This is a genomic window from Nocardioides furvisabuli (genome assembly GCF_021083185.1).
Taxonomy (GTDB): domain Bacteria; phylum Actinomycetota; class Actinomycetes; order Propionibacteriales; family Nocardioidaceae; genus Nocardioides; species Nocardioides furvisabuli.
On the sequence record NZ_JAIGQB010000005.1, the window covers coordinates 100,351 to 114,863 of the forward strand.

Consider the following 14,513-nt stretch of genomic DNA (forward strand, 5'->3'; position numbering starts at 1 on the left):
GGTCTGGACCGGGGGTCGTGGTACGGCCTGCCTGGTGGGGCGGTCACGTACGGCCGCGCGGGAGCGCGCGGGAAGGGTAACTGTGGGGGATCTGGAGGCACTGCCCCGAGATGTGCCAAAGGTCGGGGGACCGTTCTGGCAACTGGCCGCGGCACACGAGGGGGAGGCCGACGAACCGTCGACCTCCCCCGCGTGGTGGAGCGTGGTGCAGCGTGCTGGTGCTCAGCCCAGGTAGGACTCGACCGTGATCGAGCCGTCGATGATGCCGGCCTTCACCTCGTCGAGCTTGCCGGCCAGGCCGCCGTCGACCTTGTCCTCGAAGTTGTGGAACGGCGCGATGCCGACCCCGTCGTTCTCGAGGGTGCCGATGTAGGGCTCGAAGTCGAACTCGTCGTTGCCCGCGGCCATGACGGCCTCGTAGGTCGAGACCTTCATGCCCTTGAGGATCGAGGTCATGACGTACTCCTGGGTGGAGGGGTCGGTCTCGTAGAGGTCGGCGTCGACGCCGATCATCGCGATGTCGTCGCCCGAGTCCTGGATCGCGGTGATCGCGCCCTGGTAGATCGGGCCACCGACGGGCAGGATCACGTCGACGTCCTGGTCGAGGATCTGCTTGGCGGTGCTGGTCGCAGCCTCGTTGGCCTCGAAGCCACCGGTGAAGGAACCGTTCTTGCCGTCCCAGCCGATGACCTCGACGTCCTTGCCGTTCTCCTCGGCGTAGTACTCGGCGCCCTGCTTGAAGCCGTCCATGAAGATGGTCACGGTCGGGAAGGGCATGCCGCCGTAGGTGCCGACCTTGCCGGTCTTGGTGTAGTCGGCAGCGGCGTAGCCGGCGAGGAACGCAGCCTCGGCGGTGTTGTAGAGCAGCGGCTTGATGTTCTCGACGTCGGCCTTGCCGTCGAAGGTCGCACCGTCGTCGCCGCCGTCGGCCGAGTCGTCGATGAGGACGTACTCGATGTCCGGGTTGGCGGTGGCCGACTCCTTGGTCGCCGAGGCGAGGGCGAAGCCGACGGTCACGATGACGTCGCAGCCCTGCCCGACCAGGCTCTCGAGGTTCGGACCGAAGTCGTTCTCGCTGTTCGACTCGACGTCGACCAGGTCGACGCCCAGCTCGTCGGCAGCCTGCTTGGCGCCCTCGTAGCCCAGCTGGTTGAACGACTTGTCGTCGAACCCGCCGGCGTCGGAGACGATGCAGGGGAGGAAGTCGCTCGCAGCGGCCTCGCTCCCGCTGTCGTTGGTGTCTTCCTCGGGCGCGTCGCCGCACGCAGCAAGGGTTGCGGCCGCGAGCAGCGCTACGAGGCCGCTCGAGACGACCTTCCTCGACTTCTTCACAAATGCCTCCAGGTTCGTGCACCCCGGGATGGGGTCAGCTTTCCGGGGGAATGATGCCTCCCCCCGTGCCACGCGTCACGCGGATCGCTACTTCTGGTATCAGGTTGAGACATAAAACGTCACGAGGCTGTTTCGGCAGAACCTGCCAAAACCCGCTGGGGCCCCCATGGGCCATAGTGGCCGCGTGGATCAGAAGGACTGGGACGAGCTGAAGGCTGCTGCCGTCGAGGTGATGGGGCGCGCCTATGCGCCCTACTCCCGCTACCCCGTGGGGGCTGCCGCGCTGGCGGACGACGGCAGGCGCGTGGTGGGCTGCAACGTGGAGAACGCGGCGTACGGCGTCGTGCTGTGCGCGGAGTGCGGGCTCGTGTCCCAGCTCCACGCCACCGGCGGCGGTCGACTGACGCACTTCGTGTGCGTCGACGGTGCCGGCGACGTGATCATGCCCTGCGGACGTTGCCGCCAGCTGCTCTTCGAGCACGGCGGGCCGGACCTGCTGGTCTGGACCGTGTCCGGAGTGAAGCCCATGTCCGAGGTGCTCCCCGACGCCTTCGGTCCCGACGACCTCGCCAAGAACGAAGGAAGCCGCTGATGCCCGCACACGATGCCGTCGAGGTGATCCTCGCCAAGCGCGACAAGCACGAGCTCAGCGACAGCCAGATCGACTGGGTGATCGATGCCTACACCCGGGGCGAGGTCGCCGACGAGCAGATGTCGGCGCTCGCGATGGCGATCCTGCTGAACGGGATGAACCGCACCGAGATCGCGCGCTGGACCGCCGCGATGATCGCGTCGGGGGAGCGGATGGACTTCTCCACGCTCTCGCGCCCGACCGCCGACAAGCACTCCACCGGCGGCGTCGGTGACAAGATCACGCTTCCACTGGCCCCGCTCGTGGCGGCCTGCGGCGTGGCGGTGCCCCAGCTGTCCGGCCGCGGCCTGGGCCACACCGGCGGCACCCTGGACAAGCTCGAGTCCGTCCCCGGCTGGCGCGCCGCGCTGAGCAACGACGAGATGTTCTCGATCCTCGAGGACGTCGGCGCGGTGATCTGCGCGGCCGGTGACGGCCTGGCCCCGGCGGACAAGAAGCTCTACGCCCTGCGTGACGTGACCGGCACCGTCGAGGCGATCCCGCTGATCGCGAGCTCGATCATGAGCAAGAAGATCGCCGAGGGCACCGGTGCGCTGGTGCTCGACGTCAAGGTCGGCAGCGGTGCCTTCATGAAGGACCTCACGACCGCGCGCGAGCTCGCCGAGACGATGGTGGCTCTCGGCACCGACGCCGGCGTGCACACCGTCGCGCTCCTCACCGACATGGCCACCCCGCTCGGCCTGACCGCCGGCAACGCCGTGGAGGTGCAGGAGTCGGTCGACGTGCTGGCCGGTGGCGGCCCCGCCGACGTCGTCGAGCTGACGCTCGCCCTGGCCCGCGAGATGCTCGCCGGCGCCGGGCGTGACGACGTCGACCCCGCCGACAGGCTGGCCGACGGCTCCGCGATGGACGCCTGGAAGGCGATGATCCGCGCCCAGGGCGGTGACCCCGACGCCGCGCTCCCGCAGGCCAAGGAGTCGCACGTCGTCGTCGCGCCCGCCACGGGGATCCTCACCCGCCTCGACGCGATGGCGGTCGGGCTGGCCGCGTGGCGCCTGGGCGCCGGCCGGGCCCGCAAGGAGGACCCGGTGCAGGCCGGTGCCGGCGTCGTCTGGCACGCGCGCCCCGGCGACGAGGTCACCGGGGGCCAGCCGCTCTTCACCCTGCTCACCGACGAGCCCGAGCGCTTCGACCGTGCGCTCGCCTCGCTCGAGGGGGGCTACGACATCGGCGACGGTGCCGGCTTCGCCGCTGGTCCGATCGTGCTCGACCGGATCAGCTGACCTTCCCGGCCGGAACTGGAGCCTCACCCCCGAAGTTTCGGGGGTGAGGCTCCAGCTTCCCCGGGTACCCGGGGATCGCGACGGCAGGGGCCCTCAGGCGAGGAGCAGCACCACGTGCTGGGCCACGCAGGCCGGCTTGTCCTGGCCCTCGATCTCGACCGTGTGCTCGACGATCAGCTGCTTGCCCGCAGGCAGGTCGCGCACCTCGCCGAAGCGCACGTGCGAGCGGAGCCGGCTGTCGACCGGGACCGGGGAGGGGAAGCGCACCTTCTCCAGGCCGTAGTTGAGCCGGGCACCGGGCGTCTCGAGGCTGAAGACCTGCGAGGCGAAGTGGGGGAGCAGGCTCAAGGTGAGGAAGCCGTGCGCGATCGTGGTCCCGAAGGGACCGGCGCCGGCCGCGTCGGCGTCCACGTGGATCCACTGGTGGTCGAGGGTGGCATCGGCGAAGGCGTCGATCCGGGCCTGGTCGACCGCGAGCCACTCGCTGGTGCCGATCTCGGAGCCTGCGGCGGCGGCGACGTCGTCGAGCGTGGTGAAGGTGCGCATGGCCTCACCCTAGGACGCTGCCGGGCGACTGGTTGGATGGGCACGTGAACGACGTGACCGAGACCCCGACCTCCACCGCTGTCCCTGCCCGCCCGACTCGCGAGCAGGTGCACGCCGCACCCAAGGTCCTCCTGCACGACCACCTCGACGGCGGGCTGCGCCCGCAGACGATCGTCGAGCTCGCCGCCGAGATCGGCCACGAGCTCCCCGCTCCAGACGCCGAGTCGCTGGGACGCTGGTTCGCCGAGTCCGCCGACTCGGGCTCACTGGTGCGCTACCTCGAGACCTTCGACCACACCGTCGCGGTCATGCAGAACGGTCCGGCGATCGCCCGCGTCGCCCGCGAGTGCGTCGAGGACCTCGCCGCCGACGGCGTCGTCTACGCCGAGGTGCGCTACGCGCCCGAGCAGCACGTCGCCAACGGGATGACGCTCGACGAGGTCGTCGCCGCCGTGCAGGAGGGCTTCGACGCCGGCATGGCCGCCGCGGGCGGCAGGATCGTCGTACGCCAGCTGCTGACCGCGATGCGCCACCAGGCCCGCTCGATGGAGATCGCCGAGCTCGCCATCGCGTGGCGCGACCGCGGGGTCGCGGGCTTCGACATCGCGGGTGCGGAGGCGGGCTTTCCGCCCACCCGCCACCTCGATGCCTTCGAGTACCTCCAGCGCGAGAACGCGCACTTCACCATCCACGCCGGAGAGGCCTTCGGCCTGCCGTCGATCTGGGAGGCGATCCAGTGGTGCGGCGCCGACCGGCTCGGCCACGGCGTACGGATCGCCGACGACATCACCGTCGCCGACGACGGCTCGGTCGAGCTGGGCCGGCTGGCGGCCTACGTCCGCGACAAGCGGATCCCGCTGGAGATGTGCCCGAGCTCCAACATCCAGACCGGCGCTGCTTCCTCCTTCGCCGAGCACCCGATCGGGCTGCTCACCGACCTCCGCTTCCGCGTGACCGTCAACACCGACAACCGGCTGATGAGCCAGACGTCGATGACGAAGGAGATGTTCGGCCTGGTCGAGGCCTTCGGCTACACGCTGGAGGACCTGCGGTGGTTCACCATCAACGCGATGAAGTCCGCCTTCCTGCCCTTCGACGAGCGCCTGAAGATCATCGACGAGGTCGTCAAGCCGGGCTACGCCGCCCTCATCGCGGGCTGACGACCAGCCACGGCCGGTCCCAACCCGCGAGCGCGAGGTCGCCGCGCTCCCAGCGCCCCGACGCGACGGCGGCGACGAGCCCGGACGCGGGCTCGTAGGTCGCCGCGCCGTCGGCCCCGGTCCCGGTCACCAGCACGACGTGGCGCGGCAGCAACCGGTCGCCGACGTAGACCGCGACCGGCCGCAGCGGGGTCGCGACCGCCAGGTGTGGCCACACGCGCCGCCCCAGGCGCACGGACCGGGTCGCGTAGGGCACCCCGGTGACCAAGCCGAGCTCGCGTGCCACCGCCCACGGCGGGGTGCCGAGCGCGCGCGGCCACGGCACCTGCCAGCCGCCCGCGGTGTCGGACAGCGACGTGAGCCGCCGGTGCAGGGTGCTCACCTCGTGCGCGAAGCTCGCCTGGTCGCCCACGAGCCCGGCGTAGCGGGGCAGTGCCAGCCGGCGTGCCATGACCAGTGCCGCGGCGCCGCAGGAGCGGCGGTCGGGCTGCTGGAGCCTCACGCGGACCCCGCGTCGGACCCCGCGTCGGACCCCGCGTCGGACCCCGAGTCGGAGCGGGAGTCGGACCGGCTCTGCAGGCTCGCTGCCAGCTCGGCATACGCCTGGTCGCCGGTGGCGCGGCGGCAGCCCTGCCGGAGTGCGTGGGCGACCACGCGGCGCTGGTCGAGGGCCAGGGCGTAGCCGCGGCGCACGAGCATCAGCGGGGGCTTGCGGTGCTCGCGCAGGTCGCGGCTCAGCCGGCGCCAGAAGGTGACGAGGGGGTGCTGCGTGATGCAGTAGGCCGCTGCCAGCAGGCCCTCCTCGCGGCACGCGGACACGACGTCGGGGGCGAAGATGCCCTCGGCGACGAAGCGCGTGCTGCCGTGCAGGTCCACCACGCGCGACCCGCAGCGACCGTTCTGCGCGATCTCGTAGATCGGCACCTCGCTGCGCCCGGTGGCGCAGAGCTCGCGCAGCGCTGCCATCGCGTCGGCCCGGTGCCAGGAGCCTGGGTGGTCCCAGTCCACGAGGCCGGCGTTGGCGCCGTGGTCGATGCGCGGCAGGGTCGGGTCGTCGCCGTCCTTGTAGAAGTCGTCGAGCCGCAGGACCGGAAGTCCGAGCCGCTCGGCGAGCCGGGACTTCCCGGCGCCGCTGGGGCCGGCCAGGACGACCACCTGGGCTGTGCTCATCGTTGCGAAGCTCATTTCCTGGTTCGGCCACGGACGATCCGGCTGGACATTACTCTCGCCCAGACCCCCGATTGACGTTCTTGTGGGAGGACCTCATGAGTCAGGACGACTCGACCGCGCCCGAAACCGCGGACAACTCCGGAGCCGCCGTACGCCGCTCCGGCAACCCCTTGGTGCTGGGCGGGCTCGCGCTGGTGCTGGTGCTCGCCTTCATCACATTCTTCGCCATGCGCGGCAACAGTGACACCCCCGGGGGCGCCGACTGCGTCTCCGAGCAGGTGACGTTGACCACCGCACCCGTGATGGAGGACCTGGTCCGCGAGGCAGTGAAGGACGTCAACGCCGACGAGCCCTGCATCGACATCCAGGTCTCCACCGGCTCGGTGAAGGACGTGGTGGCGCTGCTCAGCGACCCCGACGCCCAGCTTCCCGAGATCTGGATCCCGGACAGCCCGACCTGGAAGGGCCAGCTGACGGCAGCCGGGTGGACCGGCTCGCCGATCGCCGAGGTGCTCGCCCAGACGCCCGTCGGCCTCATCGGCGGCCCGGCGGCCAAGGCGCCCGCGTCGTGGGCCGGTGTCCTCGACGGCGGCAGCCTGGCGATGGCCGACCCGAGCGCCGAGGGCGCCTCGGCGCTCGCGCTGCTCGCTCCCTACGCGGAGATGAAGAAGACCGGCGAGACCGCCGCGACCATCGAGCAGAAGACCGTCCCGGTCGCCCAGACCTACGGCGAGCGCGCCGTGGCCGGCAGCACCAACGAGACCGACCTCTCCACGATCTCCGCCTCCAGCACGCAGCTGGTCCCCGCCACCGAGCAGGCCTACCTCGCGGCTCGCCGCAGCAACGACCAGCTCACCCTGGTGGCTCCGGACACGGGCGTGCCGATGCTGCAGTTCCCGATGATCGACGTGAACCGCGGCAACAAGGACATCCTGGCCTCGGGCGGGGACATCTCGGCCCGCGTCGGCCGTGCGCTGACGCGCTGGTTCACCTCGGGTGCCGGCGTGGAGGCGATCGCCGCCGCCGAGCTGCGCGGCCCCGACGGTGCCCCGCTGCCCAACGACATCGGTCTCGGCGACGCCCGGGTGCTCAACACGGTGCCGCAGAAGACCACCGACGACGCGCTGCGCCAGTGGCGCGTGCTGTCGGTGCCCTCGAGCATCCTCGCGGTCGTCGACCTGTCGGGCTCGATGAAGACCGCCATCGGAGACACCACCCGCATCCAGCTGGCCGTCACCGCCTCCCAGGTCGCGCTCGACGCGTTCCCGGCCCAGGCCCGCATCGGCATCTGGGGCTTCTCCAAGAACCGCGGCGAGGGCGGTGCGTCCTACGAGGAGTACGCCACCCTCGACCGGCTCGACGCGCCTGCCGGTGACGCCGGCACGCACGGCGACGTGGTGCGCAAGGTGGCTGGCGGCCTCCCCGGTCGGGTCAACGGCGGCACCGGTGTCATGGACACCACGCTGGCGGCCTACAAGCACGCCCAGGAGAAGTGGGACCCGGCGTGGTTCAACTCCGTGGTGATCATGACCGACGGTGCCAGCGACGACACCAGCTCGCTGTCGCTCGAGTCGCTGGTCAACCAGCTGAAGTCGGTCCGCGACCCCGCGAAGCCGGTCAAGGTGATCATCATCGGCATCTCGCAGGACGCCGACACCGGTGAGCTCGAGCAGATCGCCGCGGCGACCGGCGGGCAGAACTTCCTGGTCGAGAACCCCAACGAGATCCTCGGCGTGCTGGCCCAGGCGCTGCTCAACCGCTGAGGCTCTTCGCTCCGAGCAGGCAACAGGGATGGACTTCCACTCACAGGAGTGGAAGTCCATCCCTGTCCTGCGTCGTCCACGCTCAGCGCACGATGAACTCCCACCCGTGCGAGTGGAAGTACATCCGGCGCCGCGGGGCAGCCAACAGGCCCCGGAGACAGTGGAGCTCCTGTGCCGGATGTCGGCACAGGAGCTCCTCGATGGCGCTGGGGGAGAGGTCAGACCCCGATCGGGTGCCAGACCGTCTTGGTCTCCATGAACCGGGTCATCCGGTCCAGGCCGGGCTCCAGGAGCCAGTCGGTGTCGGGGGCGGGACGGCGTACGCGCTTGAGGTTGTCGGCCGCGGCCACCTCGAGCTCGCTCGCCAGCGCGGCGTCCTCGACACCGGTCAGGTCGATGCCGTTGACGTCCATGTGCGAGGCCAGCCACGGGGCGATCTCGGACTGCGAGCCGGTGAGCACGTTGACCACGCCGCCCGGCAGGTCGCTGGTGGCCATGACCTCACCGAGGGTGATCGCGGTCAGCGGGTTGTCCTGGCTGGCGATCACCACCACGGTGTTGCCGGTGACGATGAGCGGCGCCACGACGCTGACCAGGCCCAGGAGGGCGCCCCGGGGGGCGACCACGGCGATGACGCCGCTGGGCTCGGGGGTGGAGAGGTTGAAGAACGGCCCGGCCACCGGGTTGGCGTTGCCGACGACCTGGGTGATCTTGTCGGCCCACCCGGCGTACCAGACGAGGCGGTCGATCGCGGCGTCGACGTAGGTCTTGGCCTTGGCCGCGGAGACGCCCTCGGCCGCTCGCAGCTCGGCCTCGAACTGCTCGCGACGACCCTCGAGGACCTCGGCGATGCGGTAGACGATCTGCGCGCGGTTGTACGCCGTCTTCGTCGACCAGCCACCGAAGGCGGCGCGAGCGGCCACGACCGCGTCACGAGCGTCCTTGCGGGACGCCTGCGCGGCATTGGCGAGCAGGCGGCCCTTGGCGTCGTTGACGACGTAGGAGCGCCCGGACTCGGAGCGGGGGAACTGACCGCCGATGTAGAGCTTGTAGGTCTTGCGCACGTCGATGCGGGACATCAGCTGTCCTCTCCCTTGAGGTAGGCCTCGAGCCCGTGGCGGCCGCCCTCGCGGCCGTAGCCGGACTCCTTGTAGCCGCCGAACGGTGAGGTCGGGTCGAACTTGTTGAACGTGTTGGCCCAGACCACGCCCGCGCGGAGGCGGTTGGCCATCGACAGGATCCGCGAGCCCTTGTCGGTCCACACGCCGGCCGAGAGGCCGAAGGGGGTGTTGTTGGCCTTCTCGATCGCCTCCGACGGCGTGCGGAAGGTCAGCACCGACAGGACCGGGCCGAAGATCTCCTCGCGGGCGATCCGGTGGGCCTGCGAGACGCCGGTGAACAACGTCGGGGGGAACCAGAAGCCCTTGGTCGGCAGGTCGCAGGCGACCTCCCAACGCTCGGCGCCCTCGGCATCGCCGACCTCGGACAGCTCCCGGATGCGCTTGAGCTGCTCCCCGGAGTTGATGGCTCCGACGTCGGTGTTCTTGTCGAGCGGGTCGCCCATCCGCAGCGTGGACATCCGGCGCTTGAGGCGCTCGAGCACCTCGTCGGCCACGGACTCCTGGACGAGCAGGCGCGAGCCGGCGCAGCACACGTGTCCCTGGTTGAAGAAGATGCCGTTGACGATGCCCTCGATCGCCTGGTCGAGCGGCGCGTCGTCGAAGACGATGTTGGCGGCCTTGCCGCCGAGCTCGAGGGTCACCTTCTTGTCGGTCCCGGCCACGGCGCGGGCGATGGCCTTGCCGACCTCGGTCGAGCCGGTGAAGGCCACCTTGTCGACGTCGGGGTGCGACACGATCGCGCGGCCGGTGTCGCCGGCGCCGGTGACGATGTTGACCACACCGGGCGGGAGGTCGGCCTGCTGGCAGATCTCCGCGAAGAGGAGTGCGGTCAGCGGGGTGGTCTCGGCCGGCTTGAGGACGACGGTGTTGCCGCAGGCCAGGGCCGGGGCGATCTTCCACGCCAGCATCAGCAGCGGGAAGTTCCACGGGATGACCTGTCCGGCCACGCCGAGCGGCGTCGAGCCGTAGCCGGAGTGCTCCAGCTTGTCGGCCCAGCCGGCGTAGTAGAAGAAGTGGGCCGCGACGACGGGGATGTCGACGTCGCGCGACTCCTTGATCGGCTTGCCGTTGTCGATCGACTCCAGGACGGCCAGCTCGCGGCCGCGCTCCTGGATGATCCGGGCGATCCGGTAGAGGTACTTGGCGCGCTCGGCGCCCGACATCCGCGACCAGACGCGGGTGTAGGCGCGGCGGGCGGCCTTCACGGCCTCGTCGACGTCGGCGTCGTCGGCCTCGGCGACCTCGGCGAGGACCTCCTCGGTCGCGGGGTTGACGGTCTTGAACGCCTTGCCGTGGCCGTCGACGAACTCGCCGTTGATGAACAGGCCGTAGGACGGCTTGATGTCGACGACGGCGCGCGACTCGGGTGCGGGGGCGTACTCGAAGATGTTGCTCATGTGGCTCAGGCCTCAGTCCAGCGTGAAGTAGTCGGGACCGGAGTAGCGACCGGTCGTCATCTTGGTGCGCTGCATCAGCAGGTCGTTGAGCAGCGTGGACGCACCGAAACGGAACCAGTCGGGATCGAGCCAGTCGGGACCGGCGATCTCGTTGACCATCACGAGGTACTTGATGGCGTCCTTGGTGGTCTTGATGCCGCCGGCGGGCTTGACGCCGACCATCTGCCCGGTCTGCTCGCGGAAGTCGCGGACCGCCTCGAGCATGATCAGCGTGACCGGCAGCGTCGCCGCCGGCTGCACCTTGCCGGTGGAGGTCTTGATGAAGTGGCCTCCGGCCATCATCGCGAGCCAGCTGGCGCGACGGACGTTGTCGTAGGTCTGGAGCTCGCCGGTCTCGAAGATCACCTTGAGGTGCGCATCCCCGCAGGCCTCCTTGACCTGGGCGATCTCCTCGTAGACGTCGAGGTAGCGACCCGACAGGAACGCGCCACGGTCGATGACCATGTCGATCTCGTCGGCACCGGCCTCGACCGCGTCGCGGGTGTCGGCGAGCTTGATGTCCATCGCGGCGCGGCCGCTCGGGAACGCGGTCGCGACGGCAGCGACGTTGACACCGCTGTCGCCGAGGGTCTGCTTGGCCGTGGCGACCATGTCGGGGTAGACGCAGACCGCGGCGGTGGCGGGGCAGGACGGGTCCGCCGGGTCGGGGCGCATCGCCTTGGAGGCGAGCGCGCGGACCTTGCCGTGGGTGTCCTGACCCTCGAGCGTGGTCAGGTCGACCATCCGGATGGCCAGGTCGATGGCGAAGGCCTTCGACGTGGTCTTGATGGACCGGGTGGCCAAGCCTGCGGCGCGGGCCTCGCACCCGACCTGGTCGACCCCGGGGAGGCCGTGGAGGAAGCGGCGGAGCGAGGACTCCGAGCGCACGACGTCGTCGAAGACGCCGGCGCTCGAGGCGGTGCTCGCCGTGGAGCTGGAAGTGGGTGTCACCGACCCAGCATAGAGTTGGCCGCGAGGACCCCGGCAATCCACGGAGGACCAAAGCCTGCCCAAAAAGACGAGGAGAACATGGCACCCCTGCAGGATCACTCGGACGACGTCGTGGAGCGGTTCCACCCCACCAGCGGACAGGTGACCGGGTGGCTCGCGGTGGTGGGCTCCGCGGTCGTTGCGCTGGCCGGCCTGGCCTACCTCGACGACGGCTTCCCGCCCTGGGTCGTGGGGCTCGCGCTGCTGGTGGGGGTGCTGGCCTGGGCGGCGATGCTGCGGCCCGCGTTGTGGGCCACCGGCGAGCACCTCGTCATGCGCAACCTGACGGAGACGGTCCACATCCGCCTCGCCGCCGTCGAGGAGATGGCGGTGCGCCAGGTGCTCGCCGTGCGCGCGGGTGATCGCCGATGGGTGTCCACCGTGGTGGGTCGCTCGTGGCGCAAGGCGGTCACGGCCCGGCCGTCCGCGTCGGGCGAGGCGCGTGAGGGCATGGCCTACGCCGACTTCGTCGAGACCCGTCTGTACGACCTCGTCGACGAGGCCCGTCGGGCCGAGGGGGTCAGGGCGGGGTCGAAGGAGCAGCTGGCGCTGCCCGACGCCGTACGCCGCACCCGGGACCCGCTGCCCGTCGCGCTGATCGCGGTGGCCGCGCTCGTGCTGGTCGTCAGCTTCTTCGTCTGACCTCGGCCTCGTGGGCCGCCTCGATCCCGTCGAGCACCAGCGCGAGGCCGTACTCGAACTCGTCGCCGTAGGCGTAGTCCTGGCCCGTGATCCGCTCCGCGACGAGCTCGCGCATCCAGGGCCGGTCGGCGAGGGAGGCGGCGATCTCCTCGATGAAGTCGTCGGCCGTGCCGGGCTCGAACGGCAGGTTCACCTCGGTGAGCACGAAGCCGTAGGTGTAGGCGTCGAGCACCGAGAAGGCGTGGGCGGCGAGGGCCACCGTGAAGCCGTCGGTGCGCAGGCAGCCGAGCACCGCGTCGTGGTGGCTCAGGGTCGCCGGGCCGGCGGAGCGCCGGGACTCCACGAGTCCCAGGCCCCACGGGTGGGCCGCGAGGACGGAGCGGGCCGAGCGCGCCCGTGCCTCCATCTCGCTGCGCCACGGCACGCCGAGCGTCGGGGTCAGGATCTGCGCGAAGACCCAGTCGGCGAGCCCGTCGAGGAGCGCGTCCTTGTTGGCGACGTGGTGGTAGAGCGACATGGCCTCGACGCCGAGCTCGCGTCCGACGATGCGCATGCTCACCCCGGCGAGGCCGGTGGCGTCGGCGACGCGGCTGGCGGCGTCGATCACGCGTGCGGGGGTGAGCGGTGGTCTGGACACGAGGCTCCTCATTTGTAGGACTTACATGCGTAAGGTTACTCTCTCGGGCATCAGACTTACAGGCGTAAGGGAGGCGGTCGTGAGAGCAGCAGTCGTGGAGCGGTACGGGCCGCCCGAGGTGGTGCAGGTGCAGGACGTGCCCGAGCCGCGCGCGGGGAAGGGCCAGGTCGTGGTGCGCGTCCGGGCGTCGACCGTCAACTCCGGTGACGCCCGCATCCGCGGCTGCCGCTTCCCTGCGGGCTTCGCCGTGCCCGGCCGCCTCGCGCTCGGTTGGAACGGCCCCCGGCGTCGCGTCCTCGGCGTCGTCTACTCCGGTGCCGTCGAGGCCGTCGGCCCGGGCGTCGAGGGCGTCGCGGTGGGCGACGAGGTCGTCGGGATGACCGGCGCCGGCATGGGCGCGCACGCCGAGCTCGCCGCCGTGCGCGCCGACCGCCTCGTGCCGAAGCCGGCGTCGGTGTCCCATGCCGACGCCGCAGCCGTCATCTTCGGCGGCACCACTGCACGACACGTGCTGCAGGACGTGGCGACCCCCGGGAGCCGGGTGCTCGTCAACGGCGCGTCGGGCGCTGTCGGGTGCGCGGCCGTGCAGGTCGCGCACCTCGCCGGGGCTCGGGTCACCGCCGTCTGCAGCGAGCGCAACGCCGACCTGGTCCGCTCGCTCGGGGCCGCCGAGGTGGTCGACCACCGCCGGACGTCGGTGCACGACCTGCCCGCGGCGTACGACGTCGTGCTCGACGCGGTCGGCAACCTCGACCGTCGCTCGGGCCGCCGCCTGCTCACGCCCGACGGCGTGCTCGTGCTCGCCGTGGCGAGCCTGCTCGACACCGTGCGGGCCCGCGGCGCCGTGCGTGCGGGGCCGTGGCCGGAGGACCCGGCCCACTTCGCCTGGCTCCTCGACCGCCTCGCGGCCGGCGAGCTGCAACCGGTGGTCACGCAGACCGTGCCGCTCGCTGACATCGCCGAGGCGCACCGCATCGTCGACTCCGGCCGCAAGGTCGGCAACCTGGTCCTCACCCCCTAGCTGCGGCCGCCGCCGTCCCCGGGGTGGGGAACCAGCGGGCGATGACGACGGACTGGCCGAGCGTCCACGCCGAGTTGCAGACCCAGTAGGCCAGCAGCGTCACCGGCACGACACCGCCCGCGACCAGCAGTCCGAGTGCCGACAGCGCGGGCATCAGCTGCTGGACCGACAGGACCGCCTCGGGCATCCCCTCGGTGAGCGTGTTGCGGGCCACGACGTGGCGCTGGGTGACGTACGACAGCGCGGCAGCCGTGACGGCGAGCCCGGCGACGACGGCGAGGTGGGCCGGCCCACCCCCGAGGTAGCCGCTGCCGGCGAGCGTGACGCCGAGGATCGACGCAGCACCGAGGGACGACACGAGCCCGGGGCCCATCGCGCCGACCGCGGTCCCGGAGGCGACGTCCGAGAGCAGGTGGTAGAGCGCCAGCCACACAGGGAGCTGCAGCAGCACCGGCAGGCAGCCGAGCCGGCTGACGCCGTGCTCGTCGGAGACCCGCCGCCGCTCCTCGAGGTGGCGGCGCAGGGCCTCGGCGTCGGGGCGGTCCCCGAGGCGGCCGGACAGCTCGCGCAGGTGGGGCCGCGCCCGCGCGCCGGCGTGCGCCTGGCGTACGCCGTGGACGACGACGGGGAGCAGGGCCAGGCGCAGGACGACGACGACGGCGGCGACGCACAGCAGCCAGGTGGCGCCCGCCGTCGGGTCGGCGCCGAGGGTCGTGAGGGCGTCATGGGTGGCGGCGAGGACCGCGGCGAGGGCGTGCGAGATCGGTTCGAGCAGGGACATGAGGAGGCTCCTGGAGGTGGGACGGGTCGGACGGACGTC

General features: G+C 71.3%; 15 protein-coding genes. 6 read left to right on the top strand and 9 right to left on the bottom strand.

All coding sequences use genetic code 11. The features are described 5' to 3' along the window. Nucleotides 1-222 precede the first annotated feature (222 nt). Nucleotides 223-1,332 (bottom strand): BMP family lipoprotein, encoded by a 1,110-nt coding sequence (locus K4G59_RS11505; RefSeq protein ID WP_231251203.1) that lies wholly within the window; start codon nucleotides 1,330-1,332, stop codon nucleotides 223-225. Between the two features lie 166 nt (nucleotides 1,333-1,498). On the opposite strand from K4G59_RS11505, the gene K4G59_RS11510 reads away from it, so the two are divergent. Together K4G59_RS11510 and K4G59_RS11515 are read left to right on the top strand one after the other, a co-directional pair. After that, entirely contained in the window at nucleotides 1,499-1,924 is a 426-nt protein-coding gene (locus tag K4G59_RS11510; protein ID WP_231251204.1) for a cytidine deaminase, read from the top strand. Next, the gene (locus tag K4G59_RS11515) at nucleotides 1,924-3,207 is read left to right on the top strand and encodes a thymidine phosphorylase (protein ID WP_231251205.1); all 1,284 of its coding nucleotides are present in this window, start codon (nucleotides 1,924-1,926) and stop codon (nucleotides 3,205-3,207) included. The genes K4G59_RS11510 and K4G59_RS11515 overlap by 1 nt, the downstream gene beginning before the upstream one ends. A 93-nt stretch (nucleotides 3,208-3,300) precedes the next feature. Here the strand turns inward: K4G59_RS11515 and K4G59_RS11520 are convergent, their stop codons facing one another. Beyond that, a complete protein-coding gene (locus tag K4G59_RS11520) occupies nucleotides 3,301-3,753 on the bottom strand; it encodes a MaoC family dehydratase (RefSeq protein ID WP_231251206.1) in 453 nt (150 codons plus the stop codon). 53 nt (nucleotides 3,754-3,806) lie between these two features. On the opposite strand from K4G59_RS11520, the gene K4G59_RS11525 reads away from it, so the two are divergent. Then, the gene (locus K4G59_RS11525) at nucleotides 3,807-4,913 is read left to right on the top strand and encodes an adenosine deaminase (RefSeq protein WP_231251472.1); all 1,107 of its coding nucleotides are present in this window, start codon (nucleotides 3,807-3,809) and stop codon (nucleotides 4,911-4,913) included. Here K4G59_RS11525 and K4G59_RS11530 read toward each other — a convergent pair. Next, complete coding sequence (locus tag K4G59_RS11530) at nucleotides 4,900-5,415, bottom strand: hypothetical protein (protein ID WP_231251207.1); 516 nt, start codon at nucleotides 5,413-5,415, stop codon at nucleotides 4,900-4,902. The two genes, K4G59_RS11525 and K4G59_RS11530, sit on opposite strands and share 14 nt — an antisense overlap. Then, the gene (locus K4G59_RS11535; protein ID WP_231251208.1) at nucleotides 5,412-6,083 is read right to left on the bottom strand and encodes a nucleoside/nucleotide kinase family protein; all 672 of its coding nucleotides are present in this window, start codon (nucleotides 6,081-6,083) and stop codon (nucleotides 5,412-5,414) included. The genes K4G59_RS11530 and K4G59_RS11535 overlap by 4 nt, the downstream gene beginning before the upstream one ends. A 95-nt stretch (nucleotides 6,084-6,178) precedes the next feature. Between K4G59_RS11535 and K4G59_RS11540 the strand changes: the two genes are divergently transcribed. Further along, nucleotides 6,179-7,846 carry a substrate-binding domain-containing protein gene (locus K4G59_RS11540; RefSeq protein ID WP_231251209.1) on the top strand — a complete coding sequence of 556 codons (1,668 nt, stop codon included), beginning with the start codon at nucleotides 6,179-6,181 and terminating at the stop codon, nucleotides 7,844-7,846. Nucleotides 7,847-8,064: 218 nt separating this feature from the next. Here K4G59_RS11540 and K4G59_RS11545 read toward each other — a convergent pair whose 3' ends face one another. From K4G59_RS11545 to deoC, 3 genes are read right to left on the bottom strand one after another with little or no spacing between them, the layout of a single operon-like run. Next, nucleotides 8,065-8,925, bottom strand: a complete 861-nt coding sequence (locus K4G59_RS11545) for an aldehyde dehydrogenase family protein (protein ID WP_231251210.1) — start codon at nucleotides 8,923-8,925, stop codon at nucleotides 8,065-8,067. Continuing rightward, the gene (locus tag K4G59_RS11550) at nucleotides 8,925-10,364 is read right to left on the bottom strand and encodes an aldehyde dehydrogenase family protein (RefSeq protein ID WP_231251211.1); all 1,440 of its coding nucleotides are present in this window, start codon (nucleotides 10,362-10,364) and stop codon (nucleotides 8,925-8,927) included. Before K4G59_RS11550 ends, K4G59_RS11545 begins: the two co-directional genes overlap by 1 nt. A 12-nt stretch (nucleotides 10,365-10,376) precedes the next feature. Continuing rightward, nucleotides 10,377-11,354 carry a deoxyribose-phosphate aldolase gene (gene deoC / locus K4G59_RS11555; RefSeq protein WP_231251212.1) on the bottom strand — a complete coding sequence of 326 codons (978 nt, stop codon included), beginning with the start codon at nucleotides 11,352-11,354 and terminating at the stop codon, nucleotides 10,377-10,379. Between the two features lie 78 nt (nucleotides 11,355-11,432). Here deoC and K4G59_RS11560 point away from each other — a divergent pair, with 78 nt between their 5' ends. After that, a complete protein-coding gene (locus K4G59_RS11560) occupies nucleotides 11,433-12,035 on the top strand; it encodes a hypothetical protein (protein ID WP_231251213.1) in 603 nt (200 codons plus the stop codon). Here the strand turns inward: K4G59_RS11560 and K4G59_RS11565 are convergent. Further along, nucleotides 12,019-12,672: a TetR/AcrR family transcriptional regulator gene (locus tag K4G59_RS11565; RefSeq protein WP_231251214.1), complete on the bottom strand. Its 654-nt coding sequence runs from the start codon at nucleotides 12,670-12,672 to the stop codon at nucleotides 12,019-12,021. The genes K4G59_RS11560 and K4G59_RS11565 overlap by 17 nt on opposite strands. 79 nt (nucleotides 12,673-12,751) lie before the next feature. Here K4G59_RS11565 and K4G59_RS11570 point away from each other — a divergent pair, with 79 nt between their 5' ends. Beyond that, entirely contained in the window at nucleotides 12,752-13,693 is a 942-nt protein-coding gene (locus K4G59_RS11570) for an NAD(P)-dependent alcohol dehydrogenase (protein ID WP_231251215.1), read from the top strand. Here the strand turns inward: K4G59_RS11570 and yidC are convergent. After that, on the bottom strand, nucleotides 13,683-14,474 hold the full coding sequence (gene yidC / locus K4G59_RS11575; protein ID WP_231251216.1) for a membrane protein insertase YidC: 792 nt from the start codon (nucleotides 14,472-14,474) through the stop codon (nucleotides 13,683-13,685). The two genes, K4G59_RS11570 and yidC, sit on opposite strands and share 11 nt — an antisense overlap. Nucleotides 14,475-14,513 lie beyond the last annotated feature (39 nt).